Here is a 17,128-nt window from a genome sequence, read left to right on the forward strand (position 1 = left end):
CTCAGGCTTCGGCTTTAGTTCTTGTTGTCGAACTTGGCCTTCAGCAGGGCGCCCAGGCTGGTGGTGCCGGTTGCCGCGCTGTTGTCCGATGCCAGCTTGCTCATCACTTCCTGGGTCTCGACATTGTCTTTCGCCTTGATCGACAGCTGGATGCTGCGAGCCTTGCGATCGATGTTGATGACCAGTGCTTCGACCTTGTCGCCCACTTTCAGGTGGGTGCCAGCGTCTTCCACGCGGTCACGCGAGATTTCCGAAGCGCGCAGGTAGCCTTCGACTTCTTCGTTCAGGCCGATGACGGCGCCTTTCGGCTCAACCGACTTGACCGTACCGGTGACCAGGGAACCCTTGTCGTTCAGTGCAGCGAAGTTGTTGAACGGGTCGCCTTCGAGCTGCTTGACGCCCAGCGAAACACGCTCGCGCTCGACATCGATGGCCAGGACGACGGCTTCCAGCTCGTCACCCTTCTTGAAGCGGCGGACAGCTTCTTCGCCGGCTTCGGTCCACGACAGGTCCGACAGGTGCACCAGGCCATCGATGTTGCCTGGCAGGCCGATGAACACGCCGAAGTCGGTGATCGACTTGATCGAACCACGGACTTTGTCGCCCTTCTTGTGGGTCATGCCGAAGTCGTCCCATGGGTTCGCCTTGCACTGCTTCATGCCCAGCGAGATACGGCGACGCTCTTCGTCGATTTCCAGGACCATGACTTCGACTTCGTCGCCCAGCTGCACGACTTTGTTCGGGGCCACGTTCTTGTTGGTCCAGTCCATCTCCGACACGTGCACCAGGCCTTCGATGCCCTGCTCGACTTCGACGAACGCGCCGTAGTCGGTGAGGTTCGTGACTTTACCGAACAGGCGGGTGCTCTGTGGGTAACGACGCGACAGGCCGGTCCATGGGTCGTCGCCCAGCTGCTTGACGCCCAGCGAAACGCGGTTCTTTTCCTGGTCGTACTTGAGGACCTTGGCGGTGATTTCCTGGCCAACCGACAGCACTTCCGACGGGTGACGCACGCGACGCCATGCCAGGTCGGTGATGTGCAGCAGGCCGTCGATGCCACCCAGGTCCACGAACGCGCCGTAGTCGGTGATGTTCTTGACGACGCCGGTAACCACGGTGCCTTCTTTCAGCGTTTCCATCAGCTTCTGGCGCTCTTCGCCCATCGATGCTTCGATGACGGCGCGGCGCGACAGGACGACGTTGTTACGCTTGCGGTCGAGCTTGATGACCTTGAATTCGAGGGTCTTGCCTTCGAATGGGGTGGTGTCCTTGACCGGACGGGTGTCGACCAGCGAACCCGGCAGGAATGCGCGGATGCCGTTGGTCAGGACGGTCAGGCCGCCCTTGACTTTACCGTTGACGGTACCGGTGACGATCTCGCCCGATTCCATTGCTTTTTCCAGAGCCAGCCACGATGCCAGGCGCTTGGCCTTGTCGCGCGACAGGATGGTATCGCCGAAACCATTTTCCAGCGATTCGATGGCCACGGAAACGAAGTCGCCGACGCTGACTTCCAGTTCGCCCTGGTCATTCTTGAATTCTTCGATTGGAATGAAAGCTTCCGACTTCAGACCGGCGTTGACGATCACGAAGTTGTGATCCAGACGCACGACTTCGGCGGAAATGACTTCGCCCGAACGCATATCTTGACGCGACAGGGATTCCTCGAAGAGGGCTGCGAAGCTTTCCATACCGGAAGCTTGGGTCGTTTCGATTGACATATAAGTTTGGTTTACAAGTTAACCAGCAGGACCGGCGATGGTGCGGCTCTGAACTGGGTCAGGTTGATACACACCCCCACGTTGAGCGCAGGGGCACTTTTACAACATTTTTACAACAAGCGCAGTTATAGCAAGCTATACCAGTGCAGCACTTGCTCCACTGCCACATCGACCGTCATATCCGACGTATCGAGGATGTACGCGCCTTCTGCCGGCACCAGCGGGGCGACGGTGCGATGGGTGTCTCGCTCGTCGCGCGCCTGCAAATCCGCCAGCAGACCTTCCATATTAGCAGAAATCCCTTTGTCAATCAATTGCTTATATCGGCGTTCGGCACGCGCTTCGACGCTCGCCGTCAGGAATACCTTGAGCTTTGCATTGGGAAAAATGACGGTTCCCATGTCGCGCCCGTCCGCCACCAGGCCGGGCGCCTTGCGAAAGGCCAGCTGCAGGGCGTAGAGCGCCTGGCGCACTGCCGGCAGCGCCGCGATCTTCGAGGCATTGTTGCCCACTTCCTCGGCCCGGATCACTGCCCCGACCTCTTCCTCGCCAAGGAAAATGTCGCCATTCGCGAAGCGCGCAGGCAAGGCTTCGGCCAGTTGCGCCACCGCGTGCTCATCAATCAGGCTGACGCCGGCGCGCATGCTCGACAAGGCGGTCAGGCGGTACAGCGCGCCCGAATCGAGCAGGTGAAAGCCGAGCCGCTCGGCGACTTTGGCCGCGACCGTGCCCTTGCCGGAAGCGGTCGGGCCATCGATCGTGATGACGGGGATGTGGGAACTAGGCATGGTCACCTCTGGTACGCGTAAGCGAAATTAAAACAGTTCGTTGCGCGCAATGGACGCGAACGCTTCGAAATAGTCGGGGAAGGTCTTGGCGACGCATTTCGGGTCGTTGATCCGCATGGCGTTGCCGCGCCGCGCTTTCCCATCCAATGCGGCCAGCGAAAAGCACATTGCCATGCGGTGGTCGTCATAGGTGTCGATGGTCGCGGGGGCAAGCTCCTCTGGCGGCGTGATGCGCAGGTAGTCGGCGCCCTCCTCCACCGTTGCGCCGATCTTGCGCAACTCGGTCGCCATCGCGGACAGGCGGTCCGTTTCCTTCACGCGCCAGCTGGCGATGTTGCGCAGCGTGCTCGGGCCATCGGCATACAGGGCGGCCACGGCAATCGTCATGGCGGCGTCGGGAATGTGGTTGAAGTCGGCGTCGATGGCCTTCAGTACCCCATCGGCGCCCGACCTTGCCTCGATCCAGTTGTCGCCGCGTTCGATGATGGCGCCCATGCGCTCGAGCGCGTCCGCGAAGCGCACGTCGCCCTGGATGCTGTCGCGGCCCACGCCCTCGACCCGCACCGGGCCGCCGCCGATCGCGCCGGCCGCCAGGAAGTAGGAAGCGGAGGAAGCGTCGCCCTCGACGTGGATGCTGCCGGGGCTCGCGTATTTCCGGCCCGGCTGCACGGTGAACGAGGCCCAGCCGTCCTGCTCGACCGTCACGCCGAAACGGCGCATCAGGTTGAGCGTGATTTCGATATACGGCTTGGAGATGAGCTCGCCGACAACATCGATCGTGACCGCGTGGCCGCGCGCCATCAGCGGTGCGGCCATCAGGAGCGCGGTCAGGAACTGGCTCGAGACATTGCCGCGTACCGACATGCGGTTGGCGTGAATGTGGCCGCGCTTGATGCGCAGCGGCGGAAAGCCCGGCTCGCCCGTGTACTCGATCTGGGCGCCGACGGCGGTCAGGGCGTCGACCAGGTCGCCGATCGGGCGCTCGTGCATGCGCGAGACGCCGTGCAGCGTGTAGTCGCCGCCGATCACGGCCAGCGCGGCGGTGAGTGGACGGATCGCGGTGCCGGCGTTGCCCATGAACAGGTCCGCCTCATGGTTCGGCAAGACGCCGCCATTTCCATGCACGACGATGGTGCGCTCGTCGATTTCTTCCCACTTGATGCCGAGCGAGCGCAGCGCGCCCAGCATCACCGTGGTGTCGTCGGAGGCCAGCAGGTCGTGGATGGTGGTGCTGCCTTCGGCCAGCGCGGCCAGCAGGAGCGTACGGTTCGAGATGCTTTTCGAACCCGGCAGGCGCACCGTGCCCTCGACGTGCATTACGGGTTCGAGGTCGATGTGCTGTGGGTAATGTTTCGTTTTTTGCTGCGTCATTCCGGTTCCTGAATCTGTGGCTGCGCGGGCTCGGCGCTTTCAATCGCCTCGCTCCACGCGCGCCGTGCGCGCTGCGCGTTCGTATAGATGGCCTCGATACCGGGGCCATCGTGTGCGGCAAGCCTTCCTCGCAATACTGTCAATTGTGCCAGATATGCATCAAGCTCGGTGAGGAGTGCATCCCGGTTCGCCAGGCTGATGTCGCGCCACATTTCGGGCGAGGAGCCCGCGATCCGGGTGAAGTCGCGAAAGCCGCTGGCGGCGTACTGGAACAGCTGGCCGGCATGCGGCTTTTTCGCGATGTCGTCCACCAGCGCAAAGGCCAGCAGGTGCGGTAAATGGCTCACCGCGGCGAAGATGCGGTCGTGCTGCTCCGGTGTGAGCGTGTGGACGATCGCGCCGCACAGGCGCCAGGCCGCGGCGACCAGGCCAACGTCACCCGCTGCGTTTTCCGGCAGCGGCGTAATGACCGCCTTCTTGCCCTGGTACAGGCCAGCAAGCGCCGCATCCGGGCCGTTCGACTCGCGCCCGGCGATCGGGTGCGCAGGGATGAACTGGCTGACCTTTGCGCCGAGCGCCGCGCGCGCGGAAGCCACGACATCGGATTTGGTGCTGCCGGCGTCGGTGATCACGGTGCCCGGCTCGAGGTAGGGCAGCAGCGCGGCCAGGATTGGCCCGGTCTGCGCTACCGGCGCGGCCAGCAGCACCAGATCGGCGCCTGCCATCGCTTCTGCCGCGGACTGCGTGACACTGTCCACGATGCCCAGCTCGAGCGCGCGTGCCAAGGCCTCTTGCGAGCGTCCCATCCCGACCACCTGGCGCGCCGCGCCCGCCCCTTTCAGGGCCAGCGCGAACGAGCCGCCGATCAGGCCGACCCCGACGATAACGACCTTGCCCAGCATTTAGGCCAAGGCCTTCTTCAGGGCCTCGACGAAGGTCGCGTTCTCCTGCGGCAGGCCGATCGAGATGCGCAGCCATTGCGGCAGGCCGTAGGCGGCCACCGGGCGCACGATCACGCCCTGCTTGAGCAGCGCCAGGTTGACGCGGGCGCCGGCGCCATCGTCGCTACCGACGCGCACCAGCACGAAGTTGCCGAAGGAGGGCACGTATTCCAGGCCGAGCTCCTCGAAAGCGGCGACCAGCTGCTGGTAGCCTGCCGCGTTGTTCTCGGCGCCCTTGGCCAAAAAGGCCTTGTCGTTCAGGGCGGCGATCGCGGCGGCCTGCGCCAGCGAATTGACGTTGAAGGGCTGGCGGATGCGGTTCATCAGGTCGGTCACTTCAGGCTGCGCGATCGCGAAACCGACGCGCAGGCCGGCCAGGCCATAGGCCTTCGAGAAGGTGCGCGAGACGACCAGGTTCGGGTACTTGCGCACCCAGCTGGCGGATTCGAACTGGTGCTCGGGCGCCAGGTATTCGTTATAGGCCTCGTCCAGCACGACAATGACGTTGGCCGGCACTTTTTGCAGGAAGGCCTCGATCTCGTCGGCGCCAATGAAGGTGCCGGTCGGGTTGTTCGGGTTGGCGACATACACCAGGCGGGTGTCTGCATCGATGGCGGCTGCCATTGCGGCCAGGTCGTGGCCGTAGTTCACGGCCGGGACGACGATCGCGCGCCCGCCCACGCCCTGGGTGGCCAGCGCGTACACGGCGAACGAATACTGCGCATACACCACGGCCTCGCCCTTTTGCACGAAAGCGTGGGCGGCGATTTCCAGGATGTCGTTGCTGCCGTTGCCGAGCGTGATCCAGTCGGCCGGCACGTCGTAGCGCGCGCTGAGCGCCGCCTTCAGTTCGAAGCCGTTGGCGTCCGGGTAGCGACCCAGCTCGCTTGCTGCTTTCGCCATCGCGGCCTTGCTCGACTCGGGCACGCCAAACGGATTCTCGTTGGACGCGAGCTTGACGATACTGGCTTCGTCGAGGCCGAACTCGCGGGCCACTTCAGCGATGGGTTTGCCGGCCTGGTAAGGGGCGATGGCACGGACGTACTCTGGACCGAATGTCGACATGGGTGCTCTCAGATAAGAATTAAAGGCCGACCGGGTAGGAACCCAGCAGCTTGAAAAAGGCGGCATTGTCCTGCAGTTCAGTCAGGGCGCGGGCGACCGGCTCGTCCTGGCGGTGGCCCTCCAGGTCGACATAGAAGTAATACTCCCAGGTGCCAATGCGCGCCGGGCGCGACTCGAAGCGCGTCATCGACACGCCGTGCTTGGCCAGCGGCGCGAGCAGGTTGTAGACGGCGCCGGCCTTGTTCGGCACCGCCAGCACGAGCGAGGTATGGTCGCGGCCTGAAGGATTCGTGTTCAGGGTGCCGATCACGGCGAAGCGGGTGCGGTTGTGCGGGTCGTCCTGGATGTGGGCCTGCACCACGCCGAGCTGATACTGCTCGCCCGCCATCTCGCTGGCAATCGCCGCCACCGAGGGGTCGCGGCTGGCGATCACCGCCGCTTCCGCGTTGGAGGCGACGGCGCGGCGCTCGATGCCGGGATGGTGCAGGTTGAGCCAGACCTGGCACTGGGCCAGCGCCTGCGAGTGGGCGCAGACAACGGTCACGCCATCCATGCTGCCGGTCTTGGTCATCAGGCTGTGGTGGACCGGAATCGACACCTCGCCGCTGATGACGCAGGTGGTGGCGAGCATCAGGTCGAGGGTGCGGTTGATCGCGCCTTCGGACGAGTTCTCGACCGGGACCACGCCGAAGTCGGCGGTACCGGCCTCGGTGGCGCGGAAGACTTCGTCGATCGAGGCGCAGGGCAGGCCTTCGACGGCGCTGCCGAACTGCTGGTAGACGGCCTGCTCGCTGAAGGTGCCAGGCGGGCCAAGATAGGCAACGGTGACGCGCTTTTCCAGCGCGCGGCAGGCGGACATCACTTCGCGGAAGATCGTCTGGACGTCGCCGTTTTTCAAAGGGCCGGGATTTCGCTCGGCCACGCCGCGCAGCACCTGCGCTTCGCGCTCGGGGCGGAACACGGGGGCATCGGTTTCGGCCTTCACGTGGCCGACTTCCTGGGCAATGCGGCCGCGCTGGCTCAGCAGCGCGAGGATTTGCGCGTCGATGGCATCGATCTGCTCGCGCAAGGGGGTTAGTTTGTCTGTCATGGTTGTGTGTTTAAAAGACCTGGTTCATCCGTCATCGCTTGCCGGAGGGACGTAGGGTGGGCGGGTTCCCCGCTCACGCGTTCAAGCGTCGCGTGCAAATCGCACCGTCTCTATGCGAACGTGATTTGAACGCGTGAGCGGGAGACCCGCCCACCCTACGGGTCTGGGGCACCCTGTACAGGTTGCTCATCCGGAATGGGCGTTTGCACCCATTCGCCCGATGTCACCTGCCCGCAAACTCATTCAAATAATCGACCAGGGCCTGCACCCCTTCGATCGGCATCGCATTGTAGATCGATGCCCGCATGCCCCCGACGGACTTGTGGCCCTTCAGCTGCAGCAGCCCGCGCGCCTTCGCGCCGGCCAGGAATTTCTCATTCAGTGATTCGTCACGCAAATAAAATGGAATATTCATGCGCGAGCGACATGATACATCCACGCGATTGCTGTAGAAGTCATCCTGGTCCAGCGCCGCGTACAACAGCCGCGCTTTCTCGATATTACGCTGTTCCATCGCCGCCACGCCACCCAGGGCCTTGAGGTGGGCAAACACCAGGCCGGCAATATAGATGCCATAGGTCGGCGGCGTATTGAACATCGACTCGTGCTCGGCCACGTTCTTCCAGTGGAAGGCGGACGGGCAGATGGGCAGCGCATGTTCCAGCAAGTCCTCGCGCACGATCACCAGCGTCAGGCCGGCCGGGCCGATGTTCTTCTGGGCGCCGGCGAAGATCACGCCGTATTTGGACACGTCGATTTGCCGCGACAGGATGTGCGAGGACATGTCCGCCACCAGCGGAACGCCATCGCTAACCCGCGGCACGAAGTTGTACTCGACGCCGTCGATGGTTTCGTTGGTGCAGACGTGCAGGTAGGCCGCGCCCTCGGTCAGCTTCCACGCATCCTCGGGCGGCACATGGGTAAAACCCTCGGCCTGGCTGGACGCGGCGACGTTGACGTTGGCGTAGCGCGCCGCTTCCTTGAGCGACTTGCCCGACCAGGAGCCGGTGTGGACGAAGTCGATCACGGCCGGTCCAGGCGTCGCGGGCTCGCGCACGCGCCCGAGCAGGTTGAGCGGAATGACGGCGTTCATGCCGAGTCCCCCGCCCTGCATGAACAGGATTTTGTAGTTGGCCGGGACCGCGAGCAGCTCGCGCAGATCGCTTTCGGCCTGTTTATAAATCGAGATGAATTCCGGGCCGCGGTGGCTCATCTCCATCACCGACATGCCGCTGCCGTGCCAGTCGAGCATCTCGGCGGCGGCCTGCTGCAGCACTTCTTTTGGGAGCACAGCCGGGCCGGCGGAGAAATTGAATACTTGGGTCATTGAGGTCCTTTCGTCGGCGCCCACGAAAAAAAAAGCCACCCGCGCAGGGGTGGCTTATCGTTTTACTGCGGCCCGGCTTCGAGTTCGACCTCTTCCAGGTCGGTCTCGACGATGCGTTGCAGGCCCGACAGCTTGGTGCCGTCTTCGACCGCGATCAGGGTCACGCCCTGGGTTGCGCGGCCCATTTCCCGGATCTCGGACACACGGGTGCGGATCAGGACGCCGCCGGTCGTGATCAGCATGATCTCGTCGGTCACGTCGACCAGGGTCGCGGCGACGACTTTGCCGTTACGCTCGCTGGTCTGGATCGCGATCATGCCCTTGGTGCCGCGGCCATGGCGGGTGTACTCCGTGATCGGGGTACGCTTGCCGAAGCCGTTCTCGGTGGCGGTGAGCACCGACTGCTGCTCGTTCTCGGCCACCAGCAGCGCGATGACCTGCTGGCCGTCTTCCAGGTTCATGCCGCGCACGCCTCTAGCGGTACGGCCCATCGGGCGCACGTCGTTCTCGTCGAAACGCACGGCCTTGCCGGCATCCGAGAACAGCATCACGTCGTGCTCGCCGTCGGTCAGGGCGGCGCCGATCAGGAAGTCGCCCTCGTCCAGGTCGACCGCGATGATGCCAGCCTTGCGTGGATTGGAGAAATCGCGCAGCGGGGTCTTCTTCACGGTACCGAGCGAAGTCGACATGAAGACATAATGGTCTTCCGGGAAGGTGCGGTTTTCGCCCGACAGCGGCAGGATCACCGTGATCTTCTCGTTGTCCTGCAGCGGGAACATGTTGACGATCGGTTTGCCGCGCGAATTGCGCGAACCCTGCGGCACTTCCCACACCTTCAGCCAGTACATGCGGCCACGGTTCGAGAAGCACAGCATGTAGTCGTGCGTGTTGGCGATGAACAGCTGGTCGATCCAGTCCTCGTCCTTGGTCGCCATCGCCTGCTTGCCGCGGCCGCCACGCTTTTGCGCGCGGTATTCGGCGATCGGCTGCGACTTCATGTAACCGGTGTGCGACAGGGTCACCACCATGTCCTGCGGGGTGATCAGGTCTTCGGTATCGAGGTCGCTGGCGTTGTGCTCGATGACCGAGCGGCGCGCGTCCTTGCCGTTCTCGGTGTAGTCGTTCTTGATCTGGACCATCTCGTCGCTGATGATGGTCGTCACGCGTTCCGGCTTGGACAGGATGTCAAGCAGGTCGGCGATGTGGGCCATCACTTCCTTGTACTCGTTGACGATCTTGTCCTGCTCCAGGCCGGTCAGGCGCTGCAGGCGCATCTGCAGAATTTCCTGGGCCTGCTCGTCCGACAGCTTGTACAGGCCGTCCTGCTGCATGCCGTAGTGCTTCGGCAGGTGCTCCGGACGGAAGGCTTCGATGCCGCCGATCGTGCTGCCCTCGGCGGTACGTAGCAGCATTTCGCGCACCAGGGACGAGTCCCAGGCGCGCTGCATCAGTTCCACTTTTGCCACCGGCGGCGTCGGCGCGGCCTTGATGATGGCGATGAAGTCGTCGATGTTCGCCAACGCGACGGCCAGGCCTTCGAGCATGTGCCCGCGCTCGCGCGCCTTGCGCAGTTCGAACACGGTGCGGCGCGTGACCACTTCGCGGCGGTGCGACAGGAAGCACTCGAGCATCTGCTTGAGGTTCAGCAGCTTTGGCTGGCCGTTGACCAGCGCCACCATGTTCATGCCGAAGGTGTCCTGCAGCTGCGTTTGCTTGTACAGGTTGTTCAGCACCACTTCCGGCACTTCGCCGCGCTTCAGCTCGATGACCACGCGCATGCCCGACTTGTCGGACTCGTCGCGGATGTCGCTGATGCCTTCCAGCTTCTTGTCGCGCACGTTCTCGGCGATACGCTCGAGCAGCGACTTCTTGTTCACCTGGTACGGCAGCTCGTCGATGATGATCGCGATGCGGCCGCCATCCTTGCCATACTCTTCGAAGTGGGTCTTGGCGCGCATCACGACGCGGCCGCGGCCGGTGCGGTAACCGTCGCGCACGCCCGAGACGCCATAGATGATGCCGGCGGTCGGGAAGTCCGGCGCCGGGATCAGTTCGATCAGTTCGTCGATCGTGCAGTCCGGGTTGCGCAGCAGGTGCTGGGCGCCGTTGATGACTTCCGACAGGTTGTGCGGAGGGATGTTGGTCGCCATGCCCACGGCAATACCGGACGAGCCGTTGATCAGCAGGTTGGGGATCTTGGTCGGCAGGACCGTCGGTTCCTTTTCCTTGCCGTCGTAGTTCGGCTGGAAGTCGACCGTGTCCTTGTCGATATCGGCCAGCAGTTCGCCGGCGATCTTGTCGAGGCGGCACTCGGTGTAACGCATTGCGGCGGCACTGTCGCCGTCGATCGAGCCGAAGTTGCCCTGGCCGTCGACCAGGGTATAGCGCAGCGAGAAGTCCTGCGCCATGCGCACCAGCGTGTCGTAGATCGACGAGTCGCCGTGCGGGTGGTACTTGCCCATGGTGTCGCCAACCACGCGTGCGCACTTCACGTACGGGCGGTTGAAGTTGTAATTACTCTCGTGCATTGAGAAGAGGACGCGGCGGTGCACCGGCTTCAGGCCATCGCGCACATCCGGCAGCGCACGGCCCACGATCACGCTCATCGCGTAATCGAGGTAGCTCTTGCGCATCTCTTCTTCGAGGGAAATAGGGACTGTTTCTTTTGCGAATTGATCCATTGGGCGGGTCGACTGCTTTCAGGCTAATGGTTATGAGTTCCAACCAATGATTCTACCATGCACCTATAGGTGGTGCGACTTTTACAGGCAGGGTTCCGCCTTGGCGACCGGCCTTGGCCCCAGCGGGCGCCACAGGCACACAATTGTTGATCTGACACAGGCCTGTCATAAACATTCGTCAAGCTGGCGTGCCCTACCAAGACGTTGTTGCGCAGAAACAACGGGGGTCCACCCTGTGCACTGGAATTGCGCACTCAGGCGAGCGTGTGAGTGTGGCGTATGTGGCAAAATGGCCGAGAAGTTAATTGTATGTTTCGCAATGCGAAACGAGCGCGGCGTTGTCGATGTTAATATTCTGCCTACGTTACCCAGCATGACAGATCGTTTCGCTACGAAAAGATTAAAACCGAAAGGAAGAAAAATATGAAGAAGATTGCAACCCTCATGCTGGCAGCGTCGGCAGCGATGGCTGGTGGTGCCTTTGCACAAAGCGCACCGCCATATGCACCGCTGACGACCGACATCCAGGCGAACAAGCCGTACAGCGCGTACGTCCAGGACAGCCGCGGCGTGATCGCGCGCGATCCTTTCGGCCTTTGCTGGCGTACCGGTTACTGGACCCCTGCAGACGCGGTCCCAGGTTGCGACGCGCCGCTGTGCGTGCCGCCTGAAAAACTCGAAAACGGCAAGTGCGTCGCCCCGCCGCCACCGCCGCCACCAGTGGCCGAGGCGCCAGCCCCTGCCCCGGCTCCAGCACCGGCACCGGTCCCGACCTCGGAAAAAGTGAGCTACTCGGCTGACGCCTTCTTCGACTTCGACAAGGCTGTCCTGAAGCCTGCCGGCAAGGCATCGCTCGACGAGCTGACCTCGAAGCTGGGCGACATGAACCTGGAAGTCATCATTGCCGTCGGCCACACCGACTCGATCGGCACCGATGCCTACAACCAGAAGCTGTCGATCCGCCGCGCCGAAGCCGTCAAGTCCTACCTGCAGGGCAAGGGCGTCGATGCAGCACGCATCTACACCGAAGGCAAGGGCGAGAAGCAGCCGGTTGCCGACAACAAGAGCTCTGCTGGCCGCGCGAAGAACCGCCGCGTCGAAATCGAAGTGGTCGGTACCCGTACCCGCCAGCAGTAAGCTCCTCCCCCTTGGGGCCTCCCCCTTGGGGCCTCCCCCTTGGGGCCTCCCCTTGGGGACGCTGCCATGAACCCCGCCCCGGCGGGGTTTTTTTTCGCCCTATCCTTCAAGGGTATATTTTCGCCATGCGTCCGTCGCAAGCGAATATTTCCCGCTATTATTCCGACCTATGAATACGAACGCCGACCCCCTAGAAATCAACAAGTTCAGCGAGCTGGCCCACCGTTGGTGGGACCCGACTTCCGAGTTCCGCCCGCTGCATGAGATCAACCCGCTGCGCCTCGAATGGATCAACGCGCGCGCCCCGCTGGCGGGCAAGAACGTGATCGACATCGGTTGCGGCGGCGGCGTGCTGTCGGAATCGATGGCGCGCAAGGGCGCGAAAGTGACCGGCATCGATCTGTCGAAAAAGGCGCTGAAAGTGGCCGACTTGCACGGCCTGGAATCGGGCGTCGAAGTGCGCTACAAGCACATCGCGGCCGAAGACATGGCGTTGGCCGAACCGGGCCAGTACGACGTCGTGACCTGCATGGAAATGCTCGAGCACGTGCCGGACCCGGCCTCGATCGTGCGCGCCGCGGCGGCGCTGGCGAAACCGGGCGGCAAGCTGTTCTTCTCGACCATCAACCGCAATCCCAAGGCTTACCTGCTGGCCGTGATCGGCGCCGAATACGTGCTGCGCATGCTGCCGCGCGGCACCCACGACTATGCCAAGTTCCTGACCCCGGCCGAACTGTCGCAATTCATGCGCGCGGCCGGCCTGCAGGTCGACGGCATGAAGGGCCTGACCTACAATCCGCTGACCAAGATCTATTCGCTCAACAGCGACACCGATGTGAACTACATGGTGGCCTGCACCAAGCTCCCTGATTAAGCCTCTCTGAACCAAGCCCCTCATCCGATGACCTCCCCTGCCTTCACCCCGGCACCGCGTGCCGTCCTGTTCGACCTCGACGGCACGCTGGCCGACACCGCCCCCGACCTTGCCGCCGCCGTCAACTGGCTGCGCACCGAGCGAGGCTTCGAGCCGACGCCCTACAGCGTGCTGCGCCCGACCGCCTCGGCCGGCGCGCGCGGCATGATCGGCGCCGCCTTCGGCCTGGCGCCGGGCGACGAAGGCTATGAGGAACTGCGCCTGCAATGGTTCGACCGCTACCAGGCGCACATGGCCGTGGAAAGCGGCCTGTTCGAGGGCGTCGACGAGCTCCTGCGCGGCATCGAAGAGGCCGGCATGGCCTGGGGCGTGGTCACCAACAAGCCATCGCGCTTTACCGACCCGCTGATTCCGCAGATCGGGCTGGCGCACGCCGGCTGCATCGTCTCGGGCGACACCATGCCACACGCAAAACCCCATCCGGCGCCGCTGCTGGAAGGCGCGCGCCGCCTCGGCCTCGAACCGGAGCACTGCTGGTACGTCGGCGACGACCTGCGCGACATCGAAGCGGGCCGCGCAGCCGGCATGGTGACGGTGGCCTGCGCCTGGGGCTACTGCGGCGCCATCGAACCGACCACCTGGGGCGCGGACTTCCTCTGCGCGACGCCGGTCGAGTTGCTGGAAGTGTTGCGTGGCCTCGCGCCAAACGCCGGCGCCGTCGGCGCCGTGGAGCACAGGTCCGCGGCAAGCCAGGGTTACAACTGATTACGACTGAAACAGCCTTCTGTCTACCGTGTAACTGAAGCGGCCGGTAACCTGCATCCATCGACAACGCAACACTGATGGAGCAGAACATGAACACCACCACCGCCACCGCTACCCGCATTCATCCCCTGATGGCCGCCGCAGCCGCGTCGGTGATCATCGTCAGCCTGACCGGCGCCGCCGCCATCACCGGCCTGCTGCCGACCTCGCGCGGCGCCGCCGAACCGGCGCTGAGCCAGGCCAGCACCGCCCTGCCGCTGGCAGCCGGACAACTGCAGGCGACCGCCGTGCCGCCGGCTCAGCAAATCCTTGCAGCCCAGCCAGCAGCACCGGCCGCCGCCCCGCTGGTCGTCAGCGCCGCGCCCGGTACCACGACCTACGTGCAAACCGGCAATCCCACCGCGCCGGTGGTCGTCGTCAAGCAGGAAGCAGCGCCCGCCGTCAAGAAGACGGTCGTGCAGAAGCCGGTTGTCCAGAAAGTCGTGTACAAAGAGAAAGAGCCGAGCTACCGCCCAAGCCAGCAGGTCGCCCGCTACGAAGAACCGTCCTACCGCCCTGCCCCGGCACCCGTCGCCCCGGCCCCGGCACCAGCGCAGCCGAGCTACGTCGGCATCGGCACCGGCGCCGTCATCGGCGGCCTGATCGGCAACCAGATCGGCGGCGGCAACGGCAAGAAACTGGCCACGCTGGCCGGCGTCATCGGCGGCGGCTACCTCGGCAACGAAATCGCCAAGCGCAACGGCCAGTAAGCTATTGCTGTTCACCGAAACCGCAGCGCCAGGTGCGCTGCGTTTTTTTTGGGTTCATTTGCAACACTTCGTAACCCCACGGGGCATGCCTGATGTACGACAGCCTGAGGCACTACACATGCTGTGCGATTGGAGTACAATGGAGTTTCGTTGGGGGCGACCTGGTTTCGACGTGGGTTGCAAAGCAGCGCAGGGCATACCGAGGACTGGTTACCTCGTAAATACATCCAGAAATCAATAACTGCAAACGATAACTCGTACGCACTCGCAGCTTAATTGCTGCTAGCTCTACAACACCTCGCCCCTGGGGTGGCCGCAAGGCAGTAGAGTCATTTACAGGGGCTAGGACTCAACCGGGTTACTTGGTTGCTTCCGAAATTTAAGGTAACTCGCTGGTACAAAGGGTGCACATCCCCGTTGTGCCGGTTAAATTAAATGATAGTGCTAAGTATGTAGAACTGTCTGTAGAGTGCTTGCGGACGAGGGTTCGATTCCCTCCGCCTCCACCACCGCATAAAAAACACAGCCCCGCTGGCGCAAGCCAGCGGGGCTGTGTTTTTTATGCGGTATGGTTCCGGCGTCGGGAATCGAATCCTCGGACGGCACGGACGAGGGCCGAGTGGGGATTTCGAGCTGCGCAGCAGCGAGCCCACGAGGGACTTTGCGCCTCCGGGCGCAAAGGCTCTCCGATTCGCCTGACTAAAGGAAAATCGCGCAGCGATTTTTTGCCTTCCCGCCTCCTGCAGGCGCTGCCGAGGTATCAATCCCAGTCAACGGTTGTACACCCCCACATTTGAGCGTATCGTTTGTACATCGAAGACATGCAGTACGCACACCCATGCGAACCCGTCGCGACCACCAGACCGCCAGACTGATCGACACCACGATCAAGGACCTCCGGTCGCGCGGCATGTACGCCACCGCGCGCTCCCTGTACGAGGCAGGCGTACCCTTCGCCATCGCGCGCCGGGTCCTGGCACATCCCGACCAGCGCCGGACCTATGGCAGCGCCGCGCTGCATTAGTCTCCACGCGCAAGCCGAACCGGACATCCGCCCCCTGCCGTGTTAGCATTTGACCAACGCGACCCCAGTCGCGACATCACGTCATCAAGGGAATCATGCTGAAAGTAAACGGTAAGGAAGTACTGTACTCAACCTCATTCATCATCGGCGCAGGCGAAGAAGCCGTGCTGGCCCCTCCTCAGTTCCAGGGTACGAAAATCACGATCCATGCGGTTCAACAGGCAGACGAAGCTGCTCCGTCGCCCCTGAAAATCGAGGGTTCGCCGGGCAATGCGAAGATTTCCTTGCCGTTCCTGAACGCCGGCGCCTTCTCGGGTGGACTGGAAATGGGCGTGTCGGGCAAGGACAAGGTCACGGGCCGTGTCGTCGGCCAGGGCTTCAATGGCGCCATGGTCGTGCACTTCGCCATGTACATCGAGCGCGAACCGAACTACGCGCAGCGCAAGCCTTAAGCGCCTATCTCCCCGCCCGCTTCTTTTTCTTTCCAAAATGCATGCAACCGGTGGCAGCGTTATAGAATCGTCGCCACCGAAACCGTTGCCGTGCAAAAGGAAAGTCGCGTATGAATTTTGAAGCAGCCAAGACCCTCTGCCGGTCCTTCCCCGGCGTCACCGAAGACACCAAATGGGGCAACGACATCGTGTTCTCCGTCGGCGACAAGATGTTCGCGGTGACGAACCTTGGCGAGGCGACCGGGATGAGCTTCAAGGTCGAGGACGAGCGCTTCCTGGAACTGACCGACCGGCCGGGGATCATTCCGGCGCCTTACCTGGCGCGGGCGAAATGGGTGTATGTCGAGGATGCGAAGGCGCTGGGCGATGCGGAGGCGGCGGAGTTGCTGCGCAGGTCGTATGAGCTGGTGTTTGGGAAGTTGACCAAGAAGTTGCAGAGAGAGATAGGCGGGGCCTAGTCGCGGTTGAAAGCGCCGCAGGCCGAAGGTCAACACCCTTCAGCCGCAGCGTCCTTTCACAGGATTACGACGACGGTCCCATGTCCGCGGCTTGCGGGTCGATCTTCAAGGCCTTGAGCAGCGCGTCGTTGAACGCCGGGATATCGTCCGGCTTGCGGCTCGTGATCAGCTTTTCGTCGATCACCACTTCCTGGTCCACCCACTCGGCTCCGGCGGCACGCATGTCGTCCTGGATGTCGGGCCAGCTCGTCAGGTTCCTCGACTCGGCGATGCCGGCGTCGATCAGCACCCACGGGGCGTGGCAGATCGCGGCGATCGGCTTGTCCTCGGCGTAGAAGTCGCGGATGAAGGCGATCGATTCGGGGCTCTTGCGCAGTTCCAGGGGATTCTTCTCGCCGCCCGGCAGCAGCAAGGCATCGAAGTCCGCCGGGTTCGCATCGCTAACGTTCATCTCGACCCGGAAGGTGTCGCCCATGGCGTCATGGTTCATGCCCTGCACCGCCTGGCCTACGCCCTTTGGCGAAATCAGGATCACCTGCGCGCCCTGCCCTTCCAGGAAAGTACGCGGCCCGGTGTACTCGACCTGCTCGACGCCGTCCGTCATCAGCACTGCAACGCGCTTGCCCTGCAGCGCCCCGCCATTACTACCTTGTTCCATATGACCTCCTCGGTGTCGTTAGTCGTG

The 17,128-nt window shown here is 63.2% G+C and carries 16 protein-coding genes and 1 other RNA gene; 8 read left to right on the forward strand and 9 right to left on the reverse strand.

All coding sequences use genetic code 11. The annotated features are described in order from the left end of the window. Positions 1 to 14 precede the first annotated feature (14 nt). The 8 genes from rpsA to gyrA all read right to left on the reverse strand — a co-directional run bounded on the left by rpsA (position 15) and on the right by gyrA (position 10,984). A complete protein-coding gene (rpsA, locus tag ACFPN5_RS21855) occupies positions 15 to 1,721 on the reverse strand; it encodes a 30S ribosomal protein S1 (RefSeq protein ID WP_379785942.1) in 1,707 nt (568 codons plus the stop codon). A 125-nt stretch (positions 1,722 to 1,846) separates the two neighbouring features. Continuing rightward, complete coding sequence (cmk, locus tag ACFPN5_RS21860) at positions 1,847 to 2,509, reverse strand: (d)CMP kinase (protein WP_379785943.1); 663 nt, start codon at positions 2,507 to 2,509, stop codon at positions 1,847 to 1,849. 27 nt (positions 2,510 to 2,536) lie between these two features. After that, the gene (gene aroA, locus ACFPN5_RS21865; RefSeq protein ID WP_379785944.1) at positions 2,537 to 3,880 is read right to left on the reverse strand and encodes a 3-phosphoshikimate 1-carboxyvinyltransferase; all 1,344 of its coding nucleotides are present in this window, start codon (positions 3,878 to 3,880) and stop codon (positions 2,537 to 2,539) included. After that, a complete protein-coding gene (locus ACFPN5_RS21870; protein WP_379785945.1) occupies positions 3,877 to 4,782 on the reverse strand; it encodes a prephenate dehydrogenase in 906 nt (301 codons plus the stop codon). Before ACFPN5_RS21870 ends, aroA begins: the two co-directional genes overlap by 4 nt. Further along, on the reverse strand, positions 4,783 to 5,886 hold the full coding sequence (hisC, locus tag ACFPN5_RS21875; protein ID WP_379785946.1) for a histidinol-phosphate transaminase: 1,104 nt from the start codon (positions 5,884 to 5,886) through the stop codon (positions 4,783 to 4,785). It lies immediately after the preceding gene. A gap of 19 nt (positions 5,887 to 5,905) precedes the next feature. Further along, on the reverse strand, positions 5,906 to 6,976 hold the full coding sequence (gene pheA, locus ACFPN5_RS21880) for a prephenate dehydratase (RefSeq protein WP_379785947.1): 1,071 nt from the start codon (positions 6,974 to 6,976) through the stop codon (positions 5,906 to 5,908). Positions 6,977 to 7,199: 223 nt separating this feature from the next. Continuing rightward, positions 7,200 to 8,303 carry a 3-phosphoserine/phosphohydroxythreonine transaminase gene (gene serC / locus ACFPN5_RS21885; RefSeq protein ID WP_379785948.1) on the reverse strand — a complete coding sequence of 368 codons (1,104 nt, stop codon included), beginning with the start codon at positions 8,301 to 8,303 and terminating at the stop codon, positions 7,200 to 7,202. Between the two features lie 62 nt (positions 8,304 to 8,365). After that, positions 8,366 to 10,984, reverse strand: coding sequence for a DNA gyrase subunit A (gene gyrA / locus ACFPN5_RS21890; RefSeq protein WP_379785949.1), 2,619 nt, complete (start codon positions 10,982 to 10,984; stop codon positions 8,366 to 8,368). A 423-nt stretch (positions 10,985 to 11,407) separates the two neighbouring features. Here gyrA and ompA point away from each other — a divergent pair, with 423 nt between their 5' ends. The 8 genes from ompA to ACFPN5_RS21930 all read left to right on the forward strand — a co-directional run bounded on the left by ompA (position 11,408) and on the right by ACFPN5_RS21930 (position 16,443). Then, positions 11,408 to 12,121, forward strand: coding sequence for an outer membrane protein OmpA (gene ompA / locus ACFPN5_RS21895; RefSeq protein ID WP_379785950.1), 714 nt, complete (start codon positions 11,408 to 11,410; stop codon positions 12,119 to 12,121). 169 nt (positions 12,122 to 12,290) lie between these two features. Beyond that, on the forward strand, positions 12,291 to 12,995 hold the full coding sequence (gene ubiG / locus ACFPN5_RS21900; RefSeq protein ID WP_379785951.1) for a bifunctional 2-polyprenyl-6-hydroxyphenol methylase/3-demethylubiquinol 3-O-methyltransferase UbiG: 705 nt from the start codon (positions 12,291 to 12,293) through the stop codon (positions 12,993 to 12,995). 27 nt (positions 12,996 to 13,022) lie between these two features. Beyond that, positions 13,023 to 13,760, forward strand: a complete 738-nt coding sequence (locus tag ACFPN5_RS21905) for an HAD family hydrolase (protein WP_379785952.1) — start codon at positions 13,023 to 13,025, stop codon at positions 13,758 to 13,760. Positions 13,761 to 13,849: 89 nt separating this feature from the next. Beyond that, on the forward strand, positions 13,850 to 14,509 hold the full coding sequence (locus ACFPN5_RS21910) for a glycine zipper 2TM domain-containing protein (protein WP_379785953.1): 660 nt from the start codon (positions 13,850 to 13,852) through the stop codon (positions 14,507 to 14,509). Positions 14,510 to 14,661: 152 nt separating this feature from the next. After that, positions 14,662 to 15,018, forward strand: a transfer-messenger RNA (tmRNA) gene (gene ssrA / locus ACFPN5_RS21915). 329 nt (positions 15,019 to 15,347) lie between these two features. Then, entirely contained in the window at positions 15,348 to 15,533 is a 186-nt protein-coding gene (locus ACFPN5_RS21920) for a hypothetical protein (protein WP_379785954.1), read from the forward strand. Positions 15,534 to 15,628: 95 nt separating this feature from the next. Then, positions 15,629 to 15,985, forward strand: coding sequence for a hypothetical protein (locus ACFPN5_RS21925; RefSeq protein ID WP_379785955.1), 357 nt, complete (start codon positions 15,629 to 15,631; stop codon positions 15,983 to 15,985). 110 nt (positions 15,986 to 16,095) lie between these two features. Next, positions 16,096 to 16,443 carry an MmcQ/YjbR family DNA-binding protein gene (locus ACFPN5_RS21930; protein WP_379785956.1) on the forward strand — a complete coding sequence of 116 codons (348 nt, stop codon included), beginning with the start codon at positions 16,096 to 16,098 and terminating at the stop codon, positions 16,441 to 16,443. 64 nt (positions 16,444 to 16,507) lie between these two features. Here ACFPN5_RS21930 and ACFPN5_RS21935 read toward each other — a convergent pair whose 3' ends face one another. Then, positions 16,508 to 17,101: a type 1 glutamine amidotransferase domain-containing protein gene (locus ACFPN5_RS21935; protein WP_379785957.1), complete on the reverse strand. Its 594-nt coding sequence runs from the start codon at positions 17,099 to 17,101 to the stop codon at positions 16,508 to 16,510. Positions 17,102 to 17,128 lie beyond the last annotated feature (27 nt).

Source organism: Massilia niabensis, from assembly GCF_042655085.1.
Taxonomy (GTDB): Bacteria; Pseudomonadota; Gammaproteobacteria; order Burkholderiales; family Burkholderiaceae_D; genus Telluria; species Telluria niabensis.